This window comes from Paraburkholderia sp. HD33-4 (assembly GCF_021390635.1).
GTDB lineage: Bacteria > Pseudomonadota > Gammaproteobacteria > Burkholderiales > Burkholderiaceae > Paraburkholderia.
On record NZ_JAJEJS010000002.1, the window covers coordinates 1,429,698 to 1,447,874 of the forward strand.

Below are 18,177 nucleotides of genomic sequence, written 5' to 3' on the forward strand. Positions count from 1 at the left end.
CATGACGGAATTACGCCATGCGTGGCTGGTCGATCCGTTTGCGCGCACCGTGACACACGTCACCCTGCACTCGGCGGTGAGCAGCCCCGAGGAGTTGCACGAGATATACGCGCTACTCGACTGCACCACCATCGAAGCGGTCAACCCGGTGAACGCGGGTGGCGACCTGCTGTTTGTCGACGAGGACGGCAAGTACCGCAAGCCGTCCGAGCAGGCGTTTTTCCTGTGCCGCCTGTGGCCGCATGAACCGCTCACGGGCAGAGCGTTATGGGTGGGCCGCAATGACGAGGGGGACATTGCCAGTCCCGTAAGCGCGCTCGACTATGTGCGCGCGCATATTGTGTGGGCGAGCAAGGTATGACATTCGAGATCATCGAAACACCGGTTCGCGGAATCCGCTGTCGGCTTTGCGGCCGCATATCGTGGAACCCGAACGACGTGGAGCAGCGCTATTGTGGTGCCTGTCATGTCTTCCACGATGACCGCGCGCACGCGTCGATGCGCTATGCGCCGCAAGGCGCGCCGACCTGTATCCCCCTCGGTGGGTTCGGCGGCTACGACCTCTATATAGGTCTCCAGCCACCGCTACCTCCAACCCTGATCGCCCGCTACGGTAACGAGCCCGGCGCGTATGAGACCTATAGCCCGCACCTCGTTGGCATGTACCCCGACGCCGCGCGTCTGCACGGTGAGCACTTTGTCGAGGCGCTGCGGCGCGCGCTGTTGACCGGCATCAGCCTTGCCCCTCAAAAAAATTAGTTCGGATGGCGAAGTTAAAATGGTTGTCCGGCGCGTCGCTGCGCCGGTTTTTAAACGATCAGGATGACTTCACAAATGACTGAGCAGCAACCCATCACGGCGACCGTGGTTCCCACCCGGCAACGCCTCGCGTTCCTTCCCGATGTCTTCACCCCGCGCCTGATGATGCAGGGCGAGGCGATGATCTACCGGCAGGCCGACCAACTCTCCGCCGACTACAACGGTGGTTTGTGGGCGTTCTACCGCCTGTCCAACGGCGGGTTTTTCGTGGCCCCAGACAACGACAAGCGCTACACCATCAGCGTCGCGGGCAACGGCTACGAGGGCGAGGTCAGCGCGCTGGCGTTTGGCATGACCGTCACCCTGTTCGTGCTTGGTTCCCTGTGCTGGATCGAGAACGAAGCGCTGCGCGAGCGGTTCACCGACAACTACCACCAGTTGCGTCAGTACGTCCTCGACCAACCGGAGGCGGGCGCGGTGCTCGCCGCCATCGACTGAGGTGCCCCCTATATATACAGCGCGTCACCACCCCGCCTCGGCGGGGTTTTTTTTGACCCCCTTCAGATGGGACGGGTAAGTCCCGACGAATTCTTATTTACGGCACCCTCGTGAGGGGTGTAATATTTGTCTTGTGGTTGGTTGTGTTGTGTTGGTTGGGTGGTTGGTTTAACGGTAATGAGGGTTTGAACATGACGCTGGAATCGAATGACCCGCGCGACGCCGCGCTGATCGCCAGGGCGCGCGAGATCGCCGCCCGGTCGATTGGCAACACGGTACGCGTGCGCACCGACAAGAACGTGGTCACCGAGGGTGTGATCAGGTCCGCCGAACCCCACCGGTTCGGGCACACGGCGCGGACGAAATACATCGTGTTCCGCGTGGTCGCGGTATGTGGCACCAAACAGGTCGAGCGCGAGTTTTTTCTCAAGTCGCTCCCGACAAACTGAGCAAAGGGTAACGAGGGGTTAATGATGAAGGTCTGTGAACTGATGGAGTTGCTGGAAGGGATGCCCGAGGACGCGGAGGTGCGTATCGCGCAACAGCCGAACTGGCCGTTTGAGTACGCGATTGCGGGTGTGGTGTGTGTGGACCTGGGGCGCGACGAGGAAGACGACGACATGCGCGACGACTACCGCGAACCGGTGGTGTACCTCGCGGAAGGGACGCAACTGGGTTACCTCCCCGGTGCGGTGTCAAGCGAACTGGGGTGGCGCTGATGAAAGTCTACTTTGTGGCGGATGAGGGGTTCGACCTGATCGAGGCGGAAGCCTTTTTGCTGGAGGGTTTTATTGAGGAAGGCGAAGTACCGGAGGTAACCGCTATCGAAGCGGATCGCGAGACCGCAGAGCGCGTCGCGCGGCGGGATGACCCCGCGCTGGTGCTGGACGTGTTTGAACTTGACTACGACGGTCAGATGACCCTCGCGGAAATCAGGTTGTTTTTTGGGTGTTGAGAGGTACGGGAAATGACGGGGCAATACAACGGGTGGACCAACTACGCGACGTGGTGCGTCCACCGGTGGATGACGGGGGACCAGGGCACGTGGCGCTACACGCTGGAAACCATCGCGGACATGCGCGCGCTCGGTAACAGTACGGGTGCTGCGCTGGTGGATGAACTGGCGGACTACCTGAAGGCGGACCACATGGAGTCGGTCCCCGAACAGGTCACGGGTGTGTGGCGCGACCTGATAACCCGCTCGCTTGGCGACGTGGACTGGCGAGAGATCGCGGAAAAACTACTGGAGAACTGATGATGACGACTGAAACGAAATCACGTGGGCGTCCCACTGGCACCTTTCACGCGGGTTCGCTCGCGTCGCGCCTGTTCGAACTGGAGGTGGGTCAAAGCGTACTGGAGGAGGACCGCGACGGCACGCTGGTGCTCGATAACTGCAAGCGCTCGATGCGCGCGGTCACCAAGCACGACCCGGCGCGCGAGTACGACATGAAATTGCACCTTGGCGTCGCGGTCAAGGGGGATGAGATGCCGGTGCGGTTCTACCGTATCCGGCGCACGAAGTAATGGTTTATTGACGAGGTGAATTGATGAATTGGGATGATCCCGCAGAGCGCGCGGCGCTCGCTGAACGTGTTGGCCCCACCGAGTACAACCGGCTATTCAGCGAGCACTTGGACGCGTCGATTGTGGAATGGGTGGCGGGTCACGCGATCCGTCCGGTCGGTAGCCGCTTCGGTCGGCTGTTCACGGTAGGTAACACAGGGTACGCGTTTCGCCTGCTCACAGAGGCGCAGGACTACGCGCGCAACCACCCGAAGGAGGAGCAATGAACAAGCTCAGGACGGCGGTGGTGTCGCTGGCGCTCGCGCTGGCGGCGGCACCCGCGTGCGCCACGGTCACACTGCGCGGTGGTGTGTCCATGTACTGCACCACACCGGGCGCGCTGGTGAACATGGAACCGGCTCTGTATAACGCGTACACGTCCGCTGGACAGGGCGCGACGCCAGAGCTTGTTCACCTGCTCAATGTGGCGGGGTGCGCAATCATTACCACTGGTCCCGAACGGGTGCTCCCGCAGGGGGCCATTCTGGAGGTTCGACCATTTCACCTGAAGACCGGGGTGGTCACGCTGGTGCATGTCCTGTTCGGGCAACCGCTCACGCATCAGGAGGACAACTACTCGGCAGAGGGGGAGTACCTGGGGAAAAAGCGGGTCACCGCGACTGACGGGTGGATGCTCAGGCGCGACATCAAGGGAGAAGTACAGTGAACGAGGTTGGAGAGGTTTTCATCCGCTTCAGCGCGGATGGTACGCAAGCGCACCTGACACAGGTGGTGCGGCGTGTTGACGGCACGGTCCACGAGTACGTGGCACAGACGTACCGGGGGACAGCGGAGGAGGTACGCGCCTATGTGGACGCGAACCTGTCACGTTACCCGGTGAGGGAGGACGCGCAATGAACGTTCACGAGTACTTTGTCGAGAAACTCGGGCGCGACCCGATGGACGACCTGATGGGGGATGAAATGCCCGTGGACTCACCGTGCGGTGCGGACTGCGCCAGCGCGATTGACGCGGCGGCGGCGCTGGTGACCCATCTGCGCCAGGGGTTCGGGAACGACTATCCCTTTCTGGTGGATAACGTCATTTTCGCGGCCAACCGCGTCTGTCAGGTGTACATCTATGGGTGACGTTCACCCGTGTCTGACCATGCTCGCGATGGTCCCGCTCGGCGTCGTCATCGGTGTCAGCGCAGCCGCGCTATGGGAGTACCTTGACCGGCGCTCATGATCCACCAATCAACCCGCTTCGGCGGGTTTTTTTACGCCTGCGCGCTTCATCAGGCGGTGTCTACAGGCGGCTCGCGCGGGTGTGCGTGTGGGGTTGTGGCGGACACTATGCAACGGAGCCGCCAGAGCGCTAGAATCAGCGCTGTGCCACCCTTGATGGTCTCCTCCCTGACTGTCCGGCACAAACCTCGTTACCCTTGTATGGGTTAATGCCCGCGCCCCGCAGCGCGGGTTCTTTTTTTGGGTTCGTCGCGCGGGTGGGTCCACTAGTGTTTTGACCTAGTAAGGCCACTCGACACCGGTTACTTCCGCAAGAGTGATTCAGGACGCTTGCAGCTCATCGGCGAGATCATCAAGCTTCGCTTCGCGCAGTATTAGCTGAACGCGCTCCTTGTCTATTTCTTTCGTTTCAACAAACTCTTTAACCAACCGTGGAAACTGGTTGCTGTATCTAACCTGGTCGTTTTGGGCCGCAATTCGCGCCATGAGGCCCAAATGCTCAACGGGCTTTGTAGAATCAGGGAGCGCAAACCGCAATTTGTGAGCTAGGTCATTCGCTTCGGCGAAACTCGAAGAGCCCAAGTAGAAAGCAAGCATGCGATCTATCACAGGCGTGGGCACGTCGAACCACGGAGCATCGAATACCTCCTCCGCAGATGCCTTTTTTACGCGCTTCGTCGCGGGCGCATGAAAAGGTACTGCTTCATCGCCGAGCAAGCGTTCTACCGAATCGAAGTTCTCCGAGGGCAGGTTTTCCACGAACGTGTTTAGACGCAATCGATCCGCTTGCTGAACAAAGTCCCAGAGCTTTGCTCCATCGCCGTGTCCAAGGAACCTAACCGTGCGAAGCAGGTGGGCGTTTTCCTGAAGGTTCGGTATAAGTGCACCGAGCAATTCCGGGATCAACCGCTTCCATGGCTCGGGATGGATTTCCGCCAAGGCAAACAGTGCATTGGAAGCTCGTGCGGATGCCTCCCAAGCCAATTCGCCTTTCATGAGTCGCTTCAGGAGAATGCTGAGATAGTTCCTTAGCAGCGAGTCTCGCGGTCTTGCGAGCGCACCCGCCCGCAAGAACACGACAATGTCTTTCCGTTTCGACGGGAAGAAATTTGAATCCAGCTCTGATATAAGCCGTTCGAGCGCCTGCTTGCCCTGTGCAGCTGGCTGGGACAGCACATAACGGGTGGCGTTGACTATATGAAGGCGGGCGAGTTCTGGCGAAGCTTCGAACACCTCCGTGTCGGAGACTTGAGACGGATGCGCACATCTGTTTCGGTCTTCTATCAGGCGCCGTAGATCGACAAACTCGATAGGTGATATGAACTGGAACTGATCGCGAGCAAGCGACAGCAACTCCTTCTCGAATGCGAGCGATACGGCAATGTCGCCGTCCTGTCTGGCCCGGTCGAACCTACCAATCGTCTCGGCTGCCATCGCGTCTCCAGACGCAGCCAATCCGCGAATTTTGTCTACCAGGTCGAAAACGACAGCTATCCAGCATGCAACCACAGCGGATCTATACGCGCCCGCTTTGTAACACTGGACGGACTCGCGAATATACTTTCTGGAACGCGGGTCGGGGCATTCCGCTACTAATTCATCCAAGTCGATCAGCATTTAAGGTCGGTCTCTACGCGTGAGGACCGCTCATGATACGTCATCTGCCTCTAGCAGCGAATGCTACCGCCCGGAGGTGTGCTCCTCCGCGTCATCCCCCTCGCCATTCATCTCCAGTTCGCGCAGCTCCACCACACCACCGGGCGCGTCAACGGTGGTTTCCTCACCCGCATCAAGCTGCGAGTCGTTCACGGTGTCGTGGTCGATGATGACGCGCACGGCATGCACGCCTGTGTTGATGATGGTCAGGTTCATGGCTTGCGACTCCTTGTGGTGGTGGGTGGTGATGGTGGTGCGCTCGCCGGGCTCGCTCCGCTCGCGGCTCCAGCGGGATTCTTCTTCGCCTTCGGCACGCGGCTCAGTTCCGCCGACGAGGTGACCGTAGAGGTGACCGTGGCGCTACAAAAGAGCAGGCACGCGGGTAATGGTGGAAGCGTGGTGGTGTGTCCACCGCTCACCCGGTCATCGGGCGCGGCGCATGAGGTGAGGATGATAGTCAGCACGGCTACACAAATAAAGATCACCAGTCCGAGGCCGAATAACAGCCGCGCGGTGCGCACGTTCACGGCATGCCCCGTTACTGTGGTTTGGCGGGCCAGTCGATCTCACGCGGGAACCCCACCTGCTGCGGCACGTCGCGCAGTGCCTGCCGGTAGGTTGCATACGCCTTGAAGCGTTCGGGGTTGTCCGGTGTGGTGCCGTTCAGTATGTGCTCCTGCTGCTGCGCTACCGTCCAGTCTGTTTCGGCGAGTGCCGCGTTCCGCTGCGCACGCACCTGTGCGGCGAGTACGTCATCAGGTGGTGGCGGGTGATCCACGAGTTCAGGTGAGCCATCTGCGGTCACCTTCATACGCTTGCCGCTGGCTTGTCCGTCGAGCAATGCCGCATAGGTCTCGTCACTGATCTTCACCGCGCGTTCAGGGATCGCATCACCGTGAATTTCATCATCATAGAAACCGATCACAAAATAATCGGCATCGAAGTGTGCGTATTTCTGGCTCATGGTTTAGCTCCCGATCAGAAAGACCCGGATATTCGCATTGGGAAGGCCTGCGCCTGCTTGCGATGCAAGGAAGGTAAGACTGCCGGTGCCAGTGCCGCTGCCCGATATTTCCGATACCTGGACTGCACTCGGTGGGGGTGTGATTGCCGCCGCGAGATAGACACCAAAGGCTGCATAAAACGCATTCGGAAACACCATCGGATAGACACACCCGACCTGTCCTGCGCTATTGGCTGTTGATGTAACCCACTGCAAAATAATGCCGCTTTGAAATCTCTGAAAACCGCCCGCGTTCGAATAGCTCACGACATAGCTAGAAGACTGCCATCCGTTTGCGCCCGACCATAGGAGCTTGATCCCACCGGCAACGCTGACCGACACTCCATCCTGTCCCGTCTTGCCAACAAAAATCTTGCTGCCGTCTGAGGTGTTTATCGTGAAATTGCCACCGCAGATAAAGGTCACTGCTGCACCGAGCGGTAAGCCCGCACCAGGTGGCATCGTGACTGTTGACCCGGCAGAGACATTGAACGCCTGCCCGACCTGTGAAGCAGTGAGTGCGGTTGTGCCCGTTGGTAAGCCTGTCAAATTCGAAAGATTGCCTAGCGCACGTTGTACGAATGCAGTGGTTGAGGTCTTTGTGGTGTTATCGAATTGGGGTGGGGTGACACCGGGGTTCTTTGCAATGGTCTGCATCGCAGTCCATAGCTGATTAAATGCAGCCTTGTTCAATGACTGCCCGCTGCCCGTGATTGCATTCATCACCTCCAGCATGAGCATGTTCATGTACTCAGCCGGAACAATGGTGGCGGGGAGATTGCTCGCAGGGTTACCGTCCGTAAAAAAGCCCGCCGTACCCTGGGCCGTTGACGGTGGTTGCGATGCCACCGCCGTAGAGTTGTCGATCTGATACATGGTCAGTTTCCCTTATGAATAGTGAAACTGGAGGATCGTGTGAGCGGGCTTGAGCGCGTTCATCTCGCACTCCAGTACGTCATTGCCCCACGACGCGAGTGGATCGCCTGCCGTGGATAGCCCGGTCTGGAAATAGGTAACCGTGTTGACCGGCGCATTGATGACCCACGTGTGCGACCAGTCCTGATTCCCCAGTGGGTCACCGCATGTGCTCTGTCCGCAGCGGAACGGCGCACAGTTCTCGACGGTGATCGTGTAGCCGAGCGATGCGGCGAGGTCGATGAAGTACTGGGCCGACGCGCCACCCGAGTTGGTGAGGCGCGCGACCACCTGCTGGCGTCGCTGCTGGGTGGAACCTGCTTCACCCACACACGGGTCGGGCAGTCCGAGCGAGGCTTCCCACTCGGGTAGCAGATCGGTGGCGGTGGCGGGGAACGCGGCGACGATCAGGTTGACTGCCGCGTTATCGGTGGTCTGCGCGGTGACACCCAGCGCATCGAGCACCCCCGCCTGCGTGCCGTCGTCCTCGCGCGTCCACACACGACCACGCGGTAACAGCGTGCGCAGCACGTGCGCGTAGTCCGCGGCGCTGTTCGGTGTGTGCGCCATGACTCAGGAATAGGTGACGGTGCCGAGCACGGGCAGCGCGCCGGTTGGTAGCTTGATGTCTACGGTGGGTGCGGTGATGATGAAGTCGTTGACACCCGGCACCGAAAGCACCGCACTCCACAGGTGCGCGACGATCACCTCGCCACCCGGTGCGCCATCGGCCTGAAGCTGTGCCGCGAGCGCGGCGTTCACCTCGGCCTGATACTCAACGGCAATGCCGGTGATCGCCACGTTTATTTTCTGCGAGGTGGGCGCACACACGTACACGAGCGCGGTCACGGGCTGTACCGGCCAGATTGCATTCGCGACGGTGAGCTGGTCACCCGTGGCGGGTGGCGCACGGGTCTCCTCGGCGGCACACCCATTGGTGCCTTGCGGGAATCCACCTTCGGCGGCATTGGCCACGTCGAGCATGATGTAGACCACCACCGTCCCCGCACCCATGCCATTCGGCGTGCTCCACGCGCGCGTCACACCCGGCACACCGAGTGCCCACTCCACATAGTCGGTGCTGTCCCCGCCCTGTGGCTGGTTCTGATAGGCAAGCAGCACACGGGCTCGGTAGGCGTCGTTCTCCTCGATGTCCGCGCCACCAGTGAAGTCGGTGGCGGCGGTGCCCGTGGAGTCGATTCCGGCGATAGCATTGGCGAGCGTGAACTGCGTGCCCGCTGGACAGTTACCGTTCGCACCCACCAGTCCAGCCGGGTCGGCCACTGCCTGCGCGGTGATCGTGACCGAACCATTGACGACTTCACCCGCGCTGGTGGAGACATACGCCACGCCGTCGCTGCGGTTGATCGGCACGCCTTCGATAATGGTGTAGCCGCTCGTGCCCGTGAAGGTAATGGAGCCGGTGGCCTGTGCGCACGGCTTGCGCGTAATGTTCTTCAGCGCCCCCCAGCCTTCGAGGTATTCATCGGTCGCGGTGAATGGCGTGCATTGCAGGGCAATCCAGTCGAGATAGCCGTAGAGCATGCAGGCGAGGCCCGCATCGACATCGGCAATCACCGCAAGGTTCGAGAAGCGCAGCAGCGCGTCGGCACCGGGTAGCGACGCATTAAGCTGCTGCGCGCTCGCGTTGCGCAACTGCGCAAGCGTCGGTCGCGTGAATGGCATGGTGGGGAGAGACAGCGAGGTGCGCGCCGGGTGGCGCACGGGTATGGAGAGGTCAGCGCGTCCAGACCTGCGGGAAGTTCATCGCGACTTTGGTGCCGTCCTGCCGGTTCGCGATCACCGTCAGGTCAAGCTGGTTCGGGTTCACCCACTGCGCGGCAATGTCCCACGTCGCCACCACGCCGTCGTCGATCATCCATTGCAGCGCCTCGGCGGCGTAGTCCTCGGCGCGCTGTACGAGGTCCATCGGTCCCTTCGCGCGGTCGAGCAGCCACAGGCGCGAACCAATCGGATACTTCGCGCTCGTGTCACCCCACCAGCCGCGCCGGTCACCATCGGGCGTCGGGTCACTGGGTAGTGCCAGCCGGTCGGTAAAGAGTGAGATGAGCGTCGCGGTCGCGAGGTCATCGCCCGCGAGCAGCGACGGTCCATCCATTGCCCAGTCACCGCGCATGTCCGGTATTGACCAGACTGTCGTCACGTCAGGCATCGCCGCCGCTCCCGTCGTCGTCGCCGATCTTCTGCGGCTGGTTCGGCGGATCGCTCGTCACGGTGCTACCGCCGCTCTGCACCTGCTTCACCGGGTGCGTGTGCCCGTTATAGATCGCGCGTCCTTGCGCCATGCTGTGCGATTGCGTCTTGATGTTGTCCGTAATGTCACCGTCCGCCGTGATGTTGCCGGTGCAGTGCATGAGCGGCGTATCGACGGTGACCTGTGGTGTGTTGGTGAACTTCATCGGTAGGCCACCACCGTTCACCACGATGCCCGCCGCCGACAGGTACACGGACTGCCCCTTGTTATCGCTGATCGCCACCTCGCCGGTGGTGAGCCCGCGCATGCGGTACTGCTGGTGACCGCACGCGATGACGACGCCATTGGTACGATTACCCGCGAGAAACACCGCCACCGCGTCGGCTCCTGCCGGTGGATTGGATTCGAACCCGTACTCGGCCATGCGTGGTGTCGCGTCCCGTGTCTCGGTCTGCGAGAGTTGCATCTGCACGAGCTGGCATGGCCCACCGTCATCGACGCGCGTAAGCCGACCGCGCCCGAGCGAGCGCACCAGCGACCAGAACGTTGGGGACATTTCACTGACCGCCGCTGGGGCCGGTGTCGGGACCGAGCGCCGCCGCCACGTCCTGCGGCACCGGAATGTAGAGAATCGGTTCGGGCTGGAATGCCTGCGGCAGCATCAGGATGAGGTCACAGCCCGAGCCTTTCATGTCGCGCCGGTACGTCACCTCGCCAATGGTGAACTTCTGACCCGGTAGCAGCTTCAGTTGCGGCAGCGACAGCGCCGCGAGGGTGTTCGGTGCGTACAGCGTGCCCGCTGCATCGCGCCAGCTTGAGGTTGTGATCGTAATGACGTTGCCGTGGCCGATACGCCGGTTGCATTCCCATAGCGCATGCGCTTTCGATACCGTGTCGTCGGCGTCCCCCGTTTCCGCCACAAACGACTTCAGCCGGAACCGGGACACCAGCGAGTCATTCACCGCGTATTCGATGAGTCCCTGTGAGCCTATGTCGTTCATGATGCCGGTGCCCACGGGATAGACCCGGTACTGACTGAAGCGCTGCGACATATCGCGCAGATAGCCCGCGCGCTCCACATTCACACCCAGCGCAAAACCGCCCACCGCCTCGGTGGTGGAGAGCGGTCCAATCACGAGGTCACCATCCGCATCCTCATAGCACAGCATCTGCGCGACCTTGCACAGCCGGTCGATCAGCGCGAAAGGTGACTCACCTACATTGAGACACACCTGCGGGTGGACGATACCCTGGGAGAGCGCCTTGACCCTGATACCGAATGGCTCGCACAGTTTGGCCGCGATGTCGGCGGTGGCGATGTTCTGGAACTGGTATGAATCGAACTGCGCCGAGCAGTCCACGAGGTCTTCGCACCTGCCACGCCCCGCGACCGAGAGCATGTGATTGTGCGCGTCCACCTGTTCGTTCACCCGGTCAACGTAGCCGGTAATCACCGCGTCACCACCGATCGTCACCACGCACGGATCACCCTCGGTGACCACCACGTCGGAGACGTGTGGATAGCGCTCGGTGAGGCTGATGTCGAAGTCGGCGGGAATGCGCTCCATGCCCCGCGTGACACGTATGTTCGTCCACCCGAGGATGCTCTGCCCACCGATAGTGAGCGAGAGGTCGTCGGCCATGATGGGCGCGCGTGCGGCTCAGTTCACCGGCACACTGAACGAGGCGGGTGCAAAGGCCGGGTTCACCGGGTTGATTTCATGCACCAGCTCGTCATAACGCGACACGTCCTGATAGAGCCGTTGCGATAGCACCAACACCGGCAGCGACGCACCGAAGGTCACCGTCTGCATGGTGGCGAGCGTATTGCCGCGCGTCACAAGGTCTTGCACCACCGCCGTCTGTAGCGCCTGAAGCGCCTGATACGTGGCGTCGTCACCCGCTGCGGACGCGTTGACGATCTCGGTGTCGAGCGCCTGTGACACGGTGCTTCTAAGCTGCTGCGCGTCATCGTACGAACTCAGCGCATAGTTCGTCGTGCTGTCAGCGAGCCCGCACACGGTGCTTCTGCGCAGCATGTCCGTGGTGATCGCATTTCCCGCCGTCAGCGTCGCATTGGCGCGCGTGGCCGGGGTGGTGTTGTTCTGCAGCCCGAGGAGCGATTGCACCGCCGTCTGCGGATCGGGGTTGCTGTCCTGTACCGCCGTGACCAGCGCCTGCGCCGCGCTCGCCATGCCCGGATAGTCACCCGCTGCCGCGCACGCGGTGAGCGTGTTACCGGTGAGCGTGACCGACTCGCGCGCCTGTGCGCCCGCGCCGATCAGTTGCTCGATACTGCTCGCCGGAGTAGTACCCACCGACGCGGTGAACTCACCCACGTAACGCCCGAACTGACCCGGCAGGTTCGCCACCATCGCCACCAGCGACGTGCCGAGCCGCGTGATGGTGACGGCATTGTTGACGAACGCCTGCGCGGTGCGCTCGATCTCCGCCACCAGCGAAGGTGTCTGAAGTAGCGCGGTGATGCGGTTGGTGAAGTCCTGCGCAGTCGCGGCGAACGCGGCCACAGCAGAGAGGCCCGTTGCGGCCTGCGTAGCAATCAGCAATGAGGGGAACTGTTGAGCACCACCCTCAACGAAGGTGAACCGCAGTTCGAAGCTGCGACCGCGCTCGGTGGTTTCCTCGCATTCGAACTCCAGAAGCGACGCGGTGACGCGCCCGAGTGACGGATGCACCAGTTCACCGTCCCCCGTGTCGGGAGTCTCGCACGCCGCGATCATCGCCGCGCGCTGCGCGATCACATCACCGCCACCATAAGCCGCGTCCTGTAGCAGAAAGCCGGTGACCGAGATGCGCCGCCCCGCACGTCCTAAGTCCTCCACCCACACGTCGTCGCGGTAGGGGTACTCGTGCATCACCACACGCCGCCCGACGCGCAGCGTGCCCCCGCGCGTCGCGAACGGTATGCCGCGCCAGCTTGCGGTCTGTAGCGTCTGGAAGAACGGACGGTTGATTGCGCTCATGATGCGGGGCACCTATGCGGCGTCGGTCATCGGGTAGGCCACGTGAAGGCCATTGGGCGTCGTGGTGCGCACGCTGGTGCGCCCGTCGCGCTCGACATGGACCTGCGTACTCACGTTGACCACGGGAGCCGCCTGTTGTGCCATAGCGGGCGCTGGCGCGTTCAGCAGGGGTGGCATCGGTTCGGCGGCGGGTGTACCTGTGTCGGCAAGACCCTCATTGGCAGCATCACCACCGTAGCCCATTGCCGCCATCACCTTCGGCGCATACTGCTGCGTCTCAAGCGGTGCATTGGCGAGCCCCTTGCGGTCAAGGTTCCCTTCACCCCAGTTATAGGCAGCGAGCGCCATCGGCACGTTACCGTGATAACGCTTCATCAGCCCACCGAGCTTCTTCGCCGCCGCACCCGCCTCGGCGGCAGGGTCCATCGGGTTGATGCCGTACTCTTTCGCGGTCGCGGGCATGAACTGGAACAGACCCGCCGCGCCCGCCTTGCTGACCGCCGCCGCATCACCACCTGATTCGGTCTGTGCGACGCCTGAGAGCAGACCGGGCGGGAGTCCGTACTGCTTCTCCAGTCCGGCGAAATTCAGCTTCTTCGCCCAATTCGCGACCTGTGTCTTGTCGCCGCTCCACTTGCCGCCGCTCGCCGCTTCGGCTGCGCGAATGCCCGCGAGCTGCTTGTCCTCGCCGGTGTTCAGGTTCGGGCTGTAGAGCATCGCGCCGATACCGGCGGTGACCGGATTGATTAGCCCGAGGAGCCGTGAACCGAGACCCGCGAGCAGACCACCACCACCCGCCGCTTCAGCCGCCGTCGCCGCTGTCGCCGCCGTCCCCGCCGTTGCCGCCGCCGCACCACCACCCTCGGCAACAGCAGCCGCAGCCGTTGCACCCTCGGCGGCAGTCGTCGCCGCTGCTGCGGCGGTCTCCATACCACCGAAGGCGGTCGCGAGCATGCCCACGCGCGTAATCAGCGCGATGATGCTCCCGACTGCACCGAGCATCGAGGTCACGAAACCACCGGCCATGTACAGCGCAAGACCCATTGCGACCGTCTTGAACCCACCGATAGCGTCAACCGCCTTGAGCAGTTCCTGAAGAAAGTCCGCCACCTTGTCGGCGGCCTTGCCCACGTTATCGAGAAAGGTCGGCCAGTCCACGCTCTCAAACAGACGCTTGAACCCGTTCGCAAGGTTCTCGATGATGGTCGCGATCTTCTGCGAGATCCACTCGCGGTTCACCGCAATCCAGTCGGCGAACTGCTGGATCATTGGACCGAGCACGGGGGCGAGCTTGTCGGAGATGGAGACCTTGAGACCTTCGAACGCGAGACCGAGACCCGACACCGCCTGGGTGAAAGCCGTGGCGCGATCCGCCATCTGCGGTGTGAACTCACCGCGCAAGCGTTTCGCCTGCGCCTCGTATGCCTGCATACCCTTGCGCCCGAGGATGAGCATCGGCAGAAGCTGCTCGACACCGAACTGGCGCGCGAGGTTGCGTGCCGCCGCCGGGTCGCGCTTCTGTACCTTCTGGATCACGTCCGCGAGGTCATACATTGCGGCCTGCGTGTCGATTGCACCCGTCTTGGTTGTTTTGAGGTGAATACCCAATCCCTGCAACGCCATATACGCGGCCTGATTGCGACCCCAGCGCGCGTCCTGCAACACGTCCTGAAGGGACTGGAAGCCGCTGGTCATCGCGTCGGTAGATACACCCATTAGTGTCGCGGCGCTGCGCATGGCAGTAAGCTCGTTTGCGGTGATACCGAGCAGTCGCGAGGTGCGCTCGGTCTCCATCCCGATGCGCTCCCAGTGCGTCACCATCTCCGAGAGCCCCGCGAGCGTCCCACCGCCCACAATCGCGAGCAGTGGTGCACCGATTTTCAGGATGCTGCGCGCGGCTTTCTCCGCTTCGCTGGCGACATTGCCAAGGTTCTTTGCAACCTTGGTTAGTCCCGAGGTGTCGGCCATCGCCTTCGCGCTTTTCGCAAACTGCGCATAAGGCTTCATCATCTTTTCGACGTTGCGGTTCACCTGGGCGATGGTGGCCGTCGCCTTGTCCACCGCCGTGATGGTGAACTGTATTTTCTTGTCGGCCATGTTCTCAACCTTCCTGCGGATGCAACTGCCTCTGGATGCGCTTCGCCTGCTCGTACCAGTAGGACAGTTCAGTCCAAGTGAGCGCGCCCGCGTCGCGCGGTCCCCAGCGATAGAACCACGTCACGTCAGCCACCACGTCGCGCAGGTTCGGCGGGACTACTCGAAAAAAGTCGCGAGATACTTGTTGCACGCGTTGAAGTCGCGCGCGCCCATGCGGCCCACGACCGCGACCTCGATGTGCGCCATTGTCGCGATCAGGTTCTTCATCGCGCGCACCGAGCCGTGTTTCTGCGAGTCGTCGTTCACCTTCGCGATCTCGTCCACGGTAGGCTCGCGCAAGGTGATCTCCATCATGCCGTCGAGCGGTGCAAGCAACTGGATGGTCTGCGCCGCAAGGTAGGGGTGGCGACCCATGCCGTCGTCGGGTGCATTCATGATTGCGCCTCCATTACTGTTCGGTCACGCAACCGCTGAAGCCTTCCCACTTGGCTTCAAAGGTGGCGTCCGGGGTCTTCACTTCCTGCGCTTCAACGGTCCACATGTTGCGACCGACGACCGTCTTGCCGTTTGCCAGTTCGCACGTGACGGTGACATTGGTCATCGAGTTGAAGTCCGCCACCGTGAGCGTGCCCGCGTCACGGAAGGAGCCGGAGATAAACGGCGCGCGCGGTTTCTCACCGTAGCCGTGAACCTGATCCTGACCGATCAGCGATTCGCGCTCCACCACACCGGGCGAGTACGACAGTTCGCCCGCCAGCATGTAGCTCTGACCATCGACCGAGACGTAGGCAATCCCGGCGAGGCGGTTTGTGTTGTCTGCCATGATCGCCCCCTTAAGATGCCGTCAACCGGAACTGGGCGAGCAGCGCGAAGATGCGCAACTGGTCGATCAGGATGCCCGGCCACAGCACGTCAACCCGGTTCGGGTTGTTTGAGTTGCGCTCGACAATGAGCGCCTTCGCGAACACGTCGCTACCCTGCACGAGACCGTCGTATTCGTCCTCCTGATAGGCCGCGATCAGGTCACCGCGGATGATGTTCGGCGTCACCACTGCCGAGCCCGGTGCGAACCGGGTGCCATCGTCCGCGAGCTTTACGCGCCCGTACTTGCTGGTGACCACCGACTCAAGGTGTCGCAGCAGCGCCATGAGCGTGAACAGCGTCTCCACTTCGAGATAGCTGTCGTCGGGCTGGCCGTACGGGTTCTCCTGATACGTGGTGATGAAGTTCTCGATCTGCACCGTCCCGTCATCCGCCACCGTGAAGGTGGAGATGCCGTCATAGAGCAGTGAGTTACGCTCGGAGAGCGAGAAGCGGGAATCGACTGGCGGGGCAAGCACACCGACGAGTGGCAGCGTCTGCAATGGCAATGCCGGATCGGCGCGCAGACTGTTCGCGGAGGCTCCCGCTTCAGCCGCCGCCCACAGCCACGCGGGTGTCGGACTGCCGTTGAAGCCCATGATCGAGCCGTGCTGGTCATTGCGCGCGGTCCCCAGTGCGACCAGCGTGCCGAGGGTGCCGGGAGCCGCCGCGAAGAAGTGACCGTAGAGGAGTTGTTGCCAACTCCAGCGCCCGGTGATGTCGTCAAGAAACTCCTTGAGTGCATCGAGCGAGGTGGTGTCGGTGTAGGGTGAGACGATGAAGTCGAACGTCATGTCACCCAGCGCCGCGAGCGCATTGGTGAGGTCCGGTGCTGTCGCACCACCCGCCATCGCGGCAATGGTGTAGGTGAGACCCGCAGGGGTTACCTCACCCCCCGGTGTGCCGAGGTAGTTCATCCGCAGGTCAATGTCGTTACCGCCCGGTCCCTTGTTGAGTGCCGTGAAGGTCACGACGCCCGCCGCAGCGGCGGCGGAGACGGGGAGGTTCGGCGTGGTTCCGATGATCGACACCAGCGCGGTCGCAATGTCCGCGACGGTCTGCGTCGGCATCACCGGCTGCGCGATACGCACACCCGCGATATACAGGTAGACCGTGCCCGGTGCGGTCGGTGGTGTGTTGAACGTCACGGTCCCCGTCGCGGCGAGCGCAGCGGGATTGTCGGCGAGCGGCAGATACCACACCTCGCCGAACGAGTCGTTGCGCCGGTACATGTCAAGCATCAGCGCGAGCATGGAACCCGCACCACCTGCGGTGATCGCGTCGTCAGCGCCCTGGCTGATCGCTGGCACGTCGGGCTTCGCGGTGCCGGTGGGGAGAATCTGTCCGAGGATGAGCGCGCGCTGCGTGGTCTGCCCGGTGTTCGCCTGGCTGTTATCGACCTCCGCGTAAAAGAGCGGGACGCGGATGTTTTGCGGAATCTGTTTGAACGGAATCATGACGCTTCCCCTTCAGCCTTGCCGCCACCCTTCGCGGCTGATCGGTGGGTGTGCGCCGATACCTCTGTGGCTGGCGTAGCGGGCGCAGGCGCGGTTTCTCCCACTGCCTCAACGCTCACGTCGCCGTCCCGGATGCGGCGGCGCCAGAACGGCGTGTCGGGCACATTGCGGGGTGCGGTCACGAGGTCGCGCAGGGCGGGGTCGCGCACGACGCGACCCTCCACGGGTGAGATGCGGAGTGTCTTCATGGCGGGGAGCAGCGCCGGAACAGTTATTTGCTGTCCGGCTGCGGTAGGGTGATGTCGATGAAACCTTCGTCGCGACCGTCCGGCCCCTGGGTGCGCGGGGCGGGCGTTACGGCGTCGGGGAACGGTGGGTTCGGGTAGGTGCCGTTCGGGTCGAACGGTCGGGTCATGTCAACGTGAATGTCGATGCTCTCGAAGGGCGCGGTCGCGTTCGGATCGGCGGGCCATGTACCGGGAGAAGGCGCGACCGCGAGCGGGTCGAACGCTTCGTAGAACTCGCACTGGATCGCGGCGGCGATGCCCGCGAGGTGGCGCGAGCCGTCCGCCCTGATCTCCAGCGCGCTGTCCACGGTGGCGAACTGCTGCACGATGCGCACCAGTGACCAGTCGGTGAACAGCGCCTGCTCGACGCTGTACCAAAGCGCCTCAATGGCGTCCTGTGCGTCCGCGCCTGTGAGTGCCACCACCACCGCCTTGACCTCCAGCGTGCAACCGGTGGTGAACTGCGCCATACCCTTCGTGGCCGATGTCTTGGTCTCGCCCGTGGTGCGGACGATCACCACCGGCACCTTCGTGTCGGGCACCGACCAGTCACCGGGCGACTGGATGGTGACCGGTGTGCCACGGTCGGTCAGCGCCGCGTTCGTCAGCGCGCCAATGGCCGCGAGACGAAGCTGTCGCCGCCCGATCATTGGCAGCGCCACGGGTGTCAGGTCGCGTCGCATGGTGGGGTG

General features: G+C 62.4%; 27 protein-coding genes. 11 read left to right on the plus strand and 16 right to left on the minus strand.

The annotated features are described in order from the left end of the window. Window position 1: 1 nt before the first annotated feature. The 11 genes from L0U84_RS26540 (at window position 2) to L0U84_RS26590 (ending at window position 3,911) form a co-directional block, all read left to right on the plus strand. A complete protein-coding gene (locus L0U84_RS26540) occupies window positions 2–361 on the plus strand; it encodes a DUF3846 domain-containing protein (RefSeq protein ID WP_233854148.1) in 360 nt (119 codons plus the stop codon). Continuing rightward, a complete protein-coding gene (locus L0U84_RS26545; protein ID WP_233854149.1) occupies window positions 358–759 on the plus strand; it encodes a hypothetical protein in 402 nt (133 codons plus the stop codon). Before L0U84_RS26540 ends, L0U84_RS26545 begins: the two co-directional genes overlap by 4 nt. A gap of 75 nt (window positions 760–834) precedes the next feature. Further along, window positions 835–1,257: an antirestriction protein gene (locus tag L0U84_RS26550; protein ID WP_233854150.1), complete on the plus strand. Its 423-nt coding sequence runs from the start codon at window positions 835–837 to the stop codon at window positions 1,255–1,257. Between the two features lie 191 nt (window positions 1,258–1,448). Continuing rightward, complete coding sequence (locus tag L0U84_RS26555) at window positions 1,449–1,706, plus strand: hypothetical protein (RefSeq protein WP_233854151.1); 258 nt, start codon at window positions 1,449–1,451, stop codon at window positions 1,704–1,706. A gap of 21 nt (window positions 1,707–1,727) precedes the next feature. After that, window positions 1,728–1,976 carry a hypothetical protein gene (locus tag L0U84_RS26560; protein WP_233854152.1) on the plus strand — a complete coding sequence of 83 codons (249 nt, stop codon included), beginning with the start codon at window positions 1,728–1,730 and terminating at the stop codon, window positions 1,974–1,976. Beyond that, complete coding sequence (locus L0U84_RS26565) at window positions 1,976–2,212, plus strand: hypothetical protein (protein ID WP_233854154.1); 237 nt, start codon at window positions 1,976–1,978, stop codon at window positions 2,210–2,212. Before L0U84_RS26560 ends, L0U84_RS26565 begins: the two co-directional genes overlap by 1 nt. Before the next feature lie 12 nt (window positions 2,213–2,224). Next, window positions 2,225–2,512 carry a DUF7249 family protein gene (locus tag L0U84_RS26570; RefSeq protein ID WP_233854156.1) on the plus strand — a complete coding sequence of 96 codons (288 nt, stop codon included), beginning with the start codon at window positions 2,225–2,227 and terminating at the stop codon, window positions 2,510–2,512. Beyond that, complete coding sequence (locus L0U84_RS26575; RefSeq protein WP_233854158.1) at window positions 2,512–2,784, plus strand: hypothetical protein; 273 nt, start codon at window positions 2,512–2,514, stop codon at window positions 2,782–2,784. Before L0U84_RS26570 ends, L0U84_RS26575 begins: the two co-directional genes overlap by 1 nt. A gap of 23 nt (window positions 2,785–2,807) precedes the next feature. Then, window positions 2,808–3,050, plus strand: a complete 243-nt coding sequence (locus L0U84_RS26580; protein ID WP_233854160.1) for a hypothetical protein — start codon at window positions 2,808–2,810, stop codon at window positions 3,048–3,050. Next, on the plus strand, window positions 3,047–3,490 hold the full coding sequence (locus L0U84_RS26585; protein ID WP_233854162.1) for a hypothetical protein: 444 nt from the start codon (window positions 3,047–3,049) through the stop codon (window positions 3,488–3,490). Before L0U84_RS26580 ends, L0U84_RS26585 begins: the two co-directional genes overlap by 4 nt. Window positions 3,491–3,677: 187 nt before the next feature. Beyond that, the gene (locus L0U84_RS26590) at window positions 3,678–3,911 is read left to right on the plus strand and encodes a hypothetical protein (protein WP_233854163.1); all 234 of its coding nucleotides are present in this window, start codon (window positions 3,678–3,680) and stop codon (window positions 3,909–3,911) included. 420 nt (window positions 3,912–4,331) lie between these two features. On the opposite strand, the gene L0U84_RS26595 is transcribed toward L0U84_RS26590, so the two are convergent. From L0U84_RS26595 to L0U84_RS26665, 16 genes are all read right to left on the minus strand, one after another. Next, entirely contained in the window at window positions 4,332–5,444 is a 1,113-nt protein-coding gene (locus tag L0U84_RS26595) for a hypothetical protein (RefSeq protein WP_233854164.1), read from the minus strand. A 246-nt stretch (window positions 5,445–5,690) separates the two neighbouring features. Beyond that, window positions 5,691–5,882 (minus strand): hypothetical protein, encoded by a 192-nt coding sequence (locus L0U84_RS26600; RefSeq protein WP_233854165.1) that lies wholly within the window; start codon window positions 5,880–5,882, stop codon window positions 5,691–5,693. Window positions 5,883–6,204: 322 nt separating this feature from the next. Next, entirely contained in the window at window positions 6,205–6,630 is a 426-nt protein-coding gene (locus L0U84_RS26605; protein ID WP_233854166.1) for a tail fiber assembly protein, read from the minus strand. A gap of 3 nt (window positions 6,631–6,633) precedes the next feature. Next, on the minus strand, window positions 6,634–7,545 hold the full coding sequence (locus tag L0U84_RS26610) for a gp53-like domain-containing protein (RefSeq protein WP_233854167.1): 912 nt from the start codon (window positions 7,543–7,545) through the stop codon (window positions 6,634–6,636). 12 nt (window positions 7,546–7,557) lie between these two features. After that, window positions 7,558–8,154, minus strand: coding sequence for a YmfQ family protein (locus L0U84_RS26615; protein ID WP_233854168.1), 597 nt, complete (start codon window positions 8,152–8,154; stop codon window positions 7,558–7,560). 3 nt (window positions 8,155–8,157) lie between these two features. Next, a complete protein-coding gene (locus L0U84_RS26620) occupies window positions 8,158–9,270 on the minus strand; it encodes a baseplate J/gp47 family protein (protein WP_233854172.1) in 1,113 nt (370 codons plus the stop codon). 52 nt (window positions 9,271–9,322) lie between these two features. Next, window positions 9,323–9,757 carry a phage GP46 family protein gene (locus L0U84_RS26625; RefSeq protein ID WP_233854174.1) on the minus strand — a complete coding sequence of 145 codons (435 nt, stop codon included), beginning with the start codon at window positions 9,755–9,757 and terminating at the stop codon, window positions 9,323–9,325. Continuing rightward, window positions 9,750–10,355, minus strand: coding sequence for a phage baseplate assembly protein V (locus L0U84_RS26630; protein WP_233854176.1), 606 nt, complete (start codon window positions 10,353–10,355; stop codon window positions 9,750–9,752). Before L0U84_RS26630 ends, L0U84_RS26625 begins: the two co-directional genes overlap by 8 nt. A gap of 1 nt (window position 10,356) precedes the next feature. Then, a complete protein-coding gene (locus tag L0U84_RS26635) occupies window positions 10,357–11,442 on the minus strand; it encodes a phage baseplate assembly protein (RefSeq protein WP_233854178.1) in 1,086 nt (361 codons plus the stop codon). Window positions 11,443–11,460: 18 nt separating this feature from the next. After that, window positions 11,461–12,783 (minus strand): DNA circularization protein, encoded by a 1,323-nt coding sequence (locus L0U84_RS26640; RefSeq protein WP_233854180.1) that lies wholly within the window; start codon window positions 12,781–12,783, stop codon window positions 11,461–11,463. 12 nt (window positions 12,784–12,795) lie between these two features. After that, window positions 12,796–14,880 carry a transglycosylase SLT domain-containing protein gene (locus L0U84_RS26645; RefSeq protein WP_233854185.1) on the minus strand — a complete coding sequence of 695 codons (2,085 nt, stop codon included), beginning with the start codon at window positions 14,878–14,880 and terminating at the stop codon, window positions 12,796–12,798. 156 nt (window positions 14,881–15,036) lie between these two features. Next, window positions 15,037–15,315, minus strand: a complete 279-nt coding sequence (locus L0U84_RS26650) for a phage tail assembly protein (RefSeq protein ID WP_233854186.1) — start codon at window positions 15,313–15,315, stop codon at window positions 15,037–15,039. Window positions 15,316–15,328: 13 nt separating this feature from the next. After that, on the minus strand, window positions 15,329–15,703 hold the full coding sequence (locus tag L0U84_RS26655; protein WP_233854188.1) for a phage tail tube protein: 375 nt from the start codon (window positions 15,701–15,703) through the stop codon (window positions 15,329–15,331). A gap of 10 nt (window positions 15,704–15,713) precedes the next feature. Continuing rightward, on the minus strand, window positions 15,714–17,198 hold the full coding sequence (locus tag L0U84_RS26660) for a phage tail sheath subtilisin-like domain-containing protein (protein WP_233854192.1): 1,485 nt from the start codon (window positions 17,196–17,198) through the stop codon (window positions 15,714–15,716). Then, a complete protein-coding gene (locus tag L0U84_RS44250; RefSeq protein WP_442794050.1) occupies window positions 17,195–17,446 on the minus strand; it encodes a DUF2635 domain-containing protein in 252 nt (83 codons plus the stop codon). The genes L0U84_RS26660 and L0U84_RS44250 overlap by 4 nt, the downstream gene beginning before the upstream one ends. Window positions 17,447–17,469: 23 nt before the next feature. Beyond that, window positions 17,470–18,168 carry a hypothetical protein gene (locus tag L0U84_RS26665; RefSeq protein WP_233854193.1) on the minus strand — a complete coding sequence of 233 codons (699 nt, stop codon included), beginning with the start codon at window positions 18,166–18,168 and terminating at the stop codon, window positions 17,470–17,472. Window positions 18,169–18,177: the final 9 nt, after the last annotated feature.

Bases quoted from the DNA above. Each gene is read 5' to 3' on its own strand.
- L0U84_RS26565 (WP_233854154.1), top strand. From the start codon at position 1,976: ATGAAAGTCTACTTTGTGGCGGATGAGGGGTTCGACCTGATCGAGGCG.
- L0U84_RS26595 (WP_233854164.1), bottom strand. From the start codon at position 5,444: ATGGCAGCCGAGACGATTGGTAGGTTCGACCGGGCCAGACAGGACGGC.
- L0U84_RS26545 (WP_233854149.1), top strand. From the start codon at position 358: ATGACATTCGAGATCATCGAAACACCGGTTCGCGGAATCCGCTGTCGG.
- L0U84_RS26590 (WP_233854163.1), top strand. From the start codon at position 3,678: ATGAACGTTCACGAGTACTTTGTCGAGAAACTCGGGCGCGACCCGATG.
- L0U84_RS26585 (WP_233854162.1), top strand. From the start codon at position 3,047: ATGAACAAGCTCAGGACGGCGGTGGTGTCGCTGGCGCTCGCGCTGGCG.
- L0U84_RS26645 (WP_233854185.1), bottom strand. From the start codon at position 14,880: ATGGCCGACAAGAAAATACAGTTCACCATCACGGCGGTGGACAAGGCG.
- L0U84_RS44250 (WP_442794050.1), bottom strand. From the start codon at position 17,446: ATGAAGACACTCCGCATCTCACCCGTGGAGGGTCGCGTCGTGCGCGAC.
- L0U84_RS26625 (WP_233854174.1), bottom strand. From the start codon at position 9,757: ATGCCTGACGTGACGACAGTCTGGTCAATACCGGACATGCGCGGTGAC.
- L0U84_RS26650 (WP_233854186.1), bottom strand. From the start codon at position 15,315: ATGAATGCACCCGACGACGGCATGGGTCGCCACCCCTACCTTGCGGCG.
- L0U84_RS26540 (WP_233854148.1), top strand. From the start codon at position 2: ATGACGGAATTACGCCATGCGTGGCTGGTCGATCCGTTTGCGCGCACC.
- L0U84_RS26560 (WP_233854152.1), top strand. From the start codon at position 1,728: ATGATGAAGGTCTGTGAACTGATGGAGTTGCTGGAAGGGATGCCCGAG.
- L0U84_RS26555 (WP_233854151.1), top strand. From the start codon at position 1,449: ATGACGCTGGAATCGAATGACCCGCGCGACGCCGCGCTGATCGCCAGG.
- L0U84_RS26655 (WP_233854188.1), bottom strand. From the start codon at position 15,703: ATGGCAGACAACACAAACCGCCTCGCCGGGATTGCCTACGTCTCGGTC.
- L0U84_RS26615 (WP_233854168.1), bottom strand. From the start codon at position 8,154: ATGGCGCACACACCGAACAGCGCCGCGGACTACGCGCACGTGCTGCGC.
- L0U84_RS26640 (WP_233854180.1), bottom strand. From the start codon at position 12,783: ATGAGCGCAATCAACCGTCCGTTCTTCCAGACGCTACAGACCGCAAGC.
- L0U84_RS26575 (WP_233854158.1), top strand. From the start codon at position 2,512: ATGATGACGACTGAAACGAAATCACGTGGGCGTCCCACTGGCACCTTT.
- L0U84_RS26600 (WP_233854165.1), bottom strand. From the start codon at position 5,882: ATGAACCTGACCATCATCAACACAGGCGTGCATGCCGTGCGCGTCATC.
- L0U84_RS26610 (WP_233854167.1), bottom strand. From the start codon at position 7,545: ATGTATCAGATCGACAACTCTACGGCGGTGGCATCGCAACCACCGTCA.
- L0U84_RS26605 (WP_233854166.1), bottom strand. From the start codon at position 6,630: ATGAGCCAGAAATACGCACACTTCGATGCCGATTATTTTGTGATCGGT.
- L0U84_RS26665 (WP_233854193.1), bottom strand. From the start codon at position 18,168: ATGCGACGCGACCTGACACCCGTGGCGCTGCCAATGATCGGGCGGCGA.
- L0U84_RS26620 (WP_233854172.1), bottom strand. From the start codon at position 9,270: ATGCCATTCACGCGACCGACGCTTGCGCAGTTGCGCAACGCGAGCGCG.
- L0U84_RS26570 (WP_233854156.1), top strand. From the start codon at position 2,225: ATGACGGGGCAATACAACGGGTGGACCAACTACGCGACGTGGTGCGTC.
- L0U84_RS26550 (WP_233854150.1), top strand. From the start codon at position 835: ATGACTGAGCAGCAACCCATCACGGCGACCGTGGTTCCCACCCGGCAA.
- L0U84_RS26580 (WP_233854160.1), top strand. From the start codon at position 2,808: ATGAATTGGGATGATCCCGCAGAGCGCGCGGCGCTCGCTGAACGTGTT.
- L0U84_RS26660 (WP_233854192.1), bottom strand. From the start codon at position 17,198: ATGATTCCGTTCAAACAGATTCCGCAAAACATCCGCGTCCCGCTCTTT.
- L0U84_RS26635 (WP_233854178.1), bottom strand. From the start codon at position 11,442: ATGGCCGACGACCTCTCGCTCACTATCGGTGGGCAGAGCATCCTCGGG.
- L0U84_RS26630 (WP_233854176.1), bottom strand. From the start codon at position 10,355: ATGTCCCCAACGTTCTGGTCGCTGGTGCGCTCGCTCGGGCGCGGTCGG.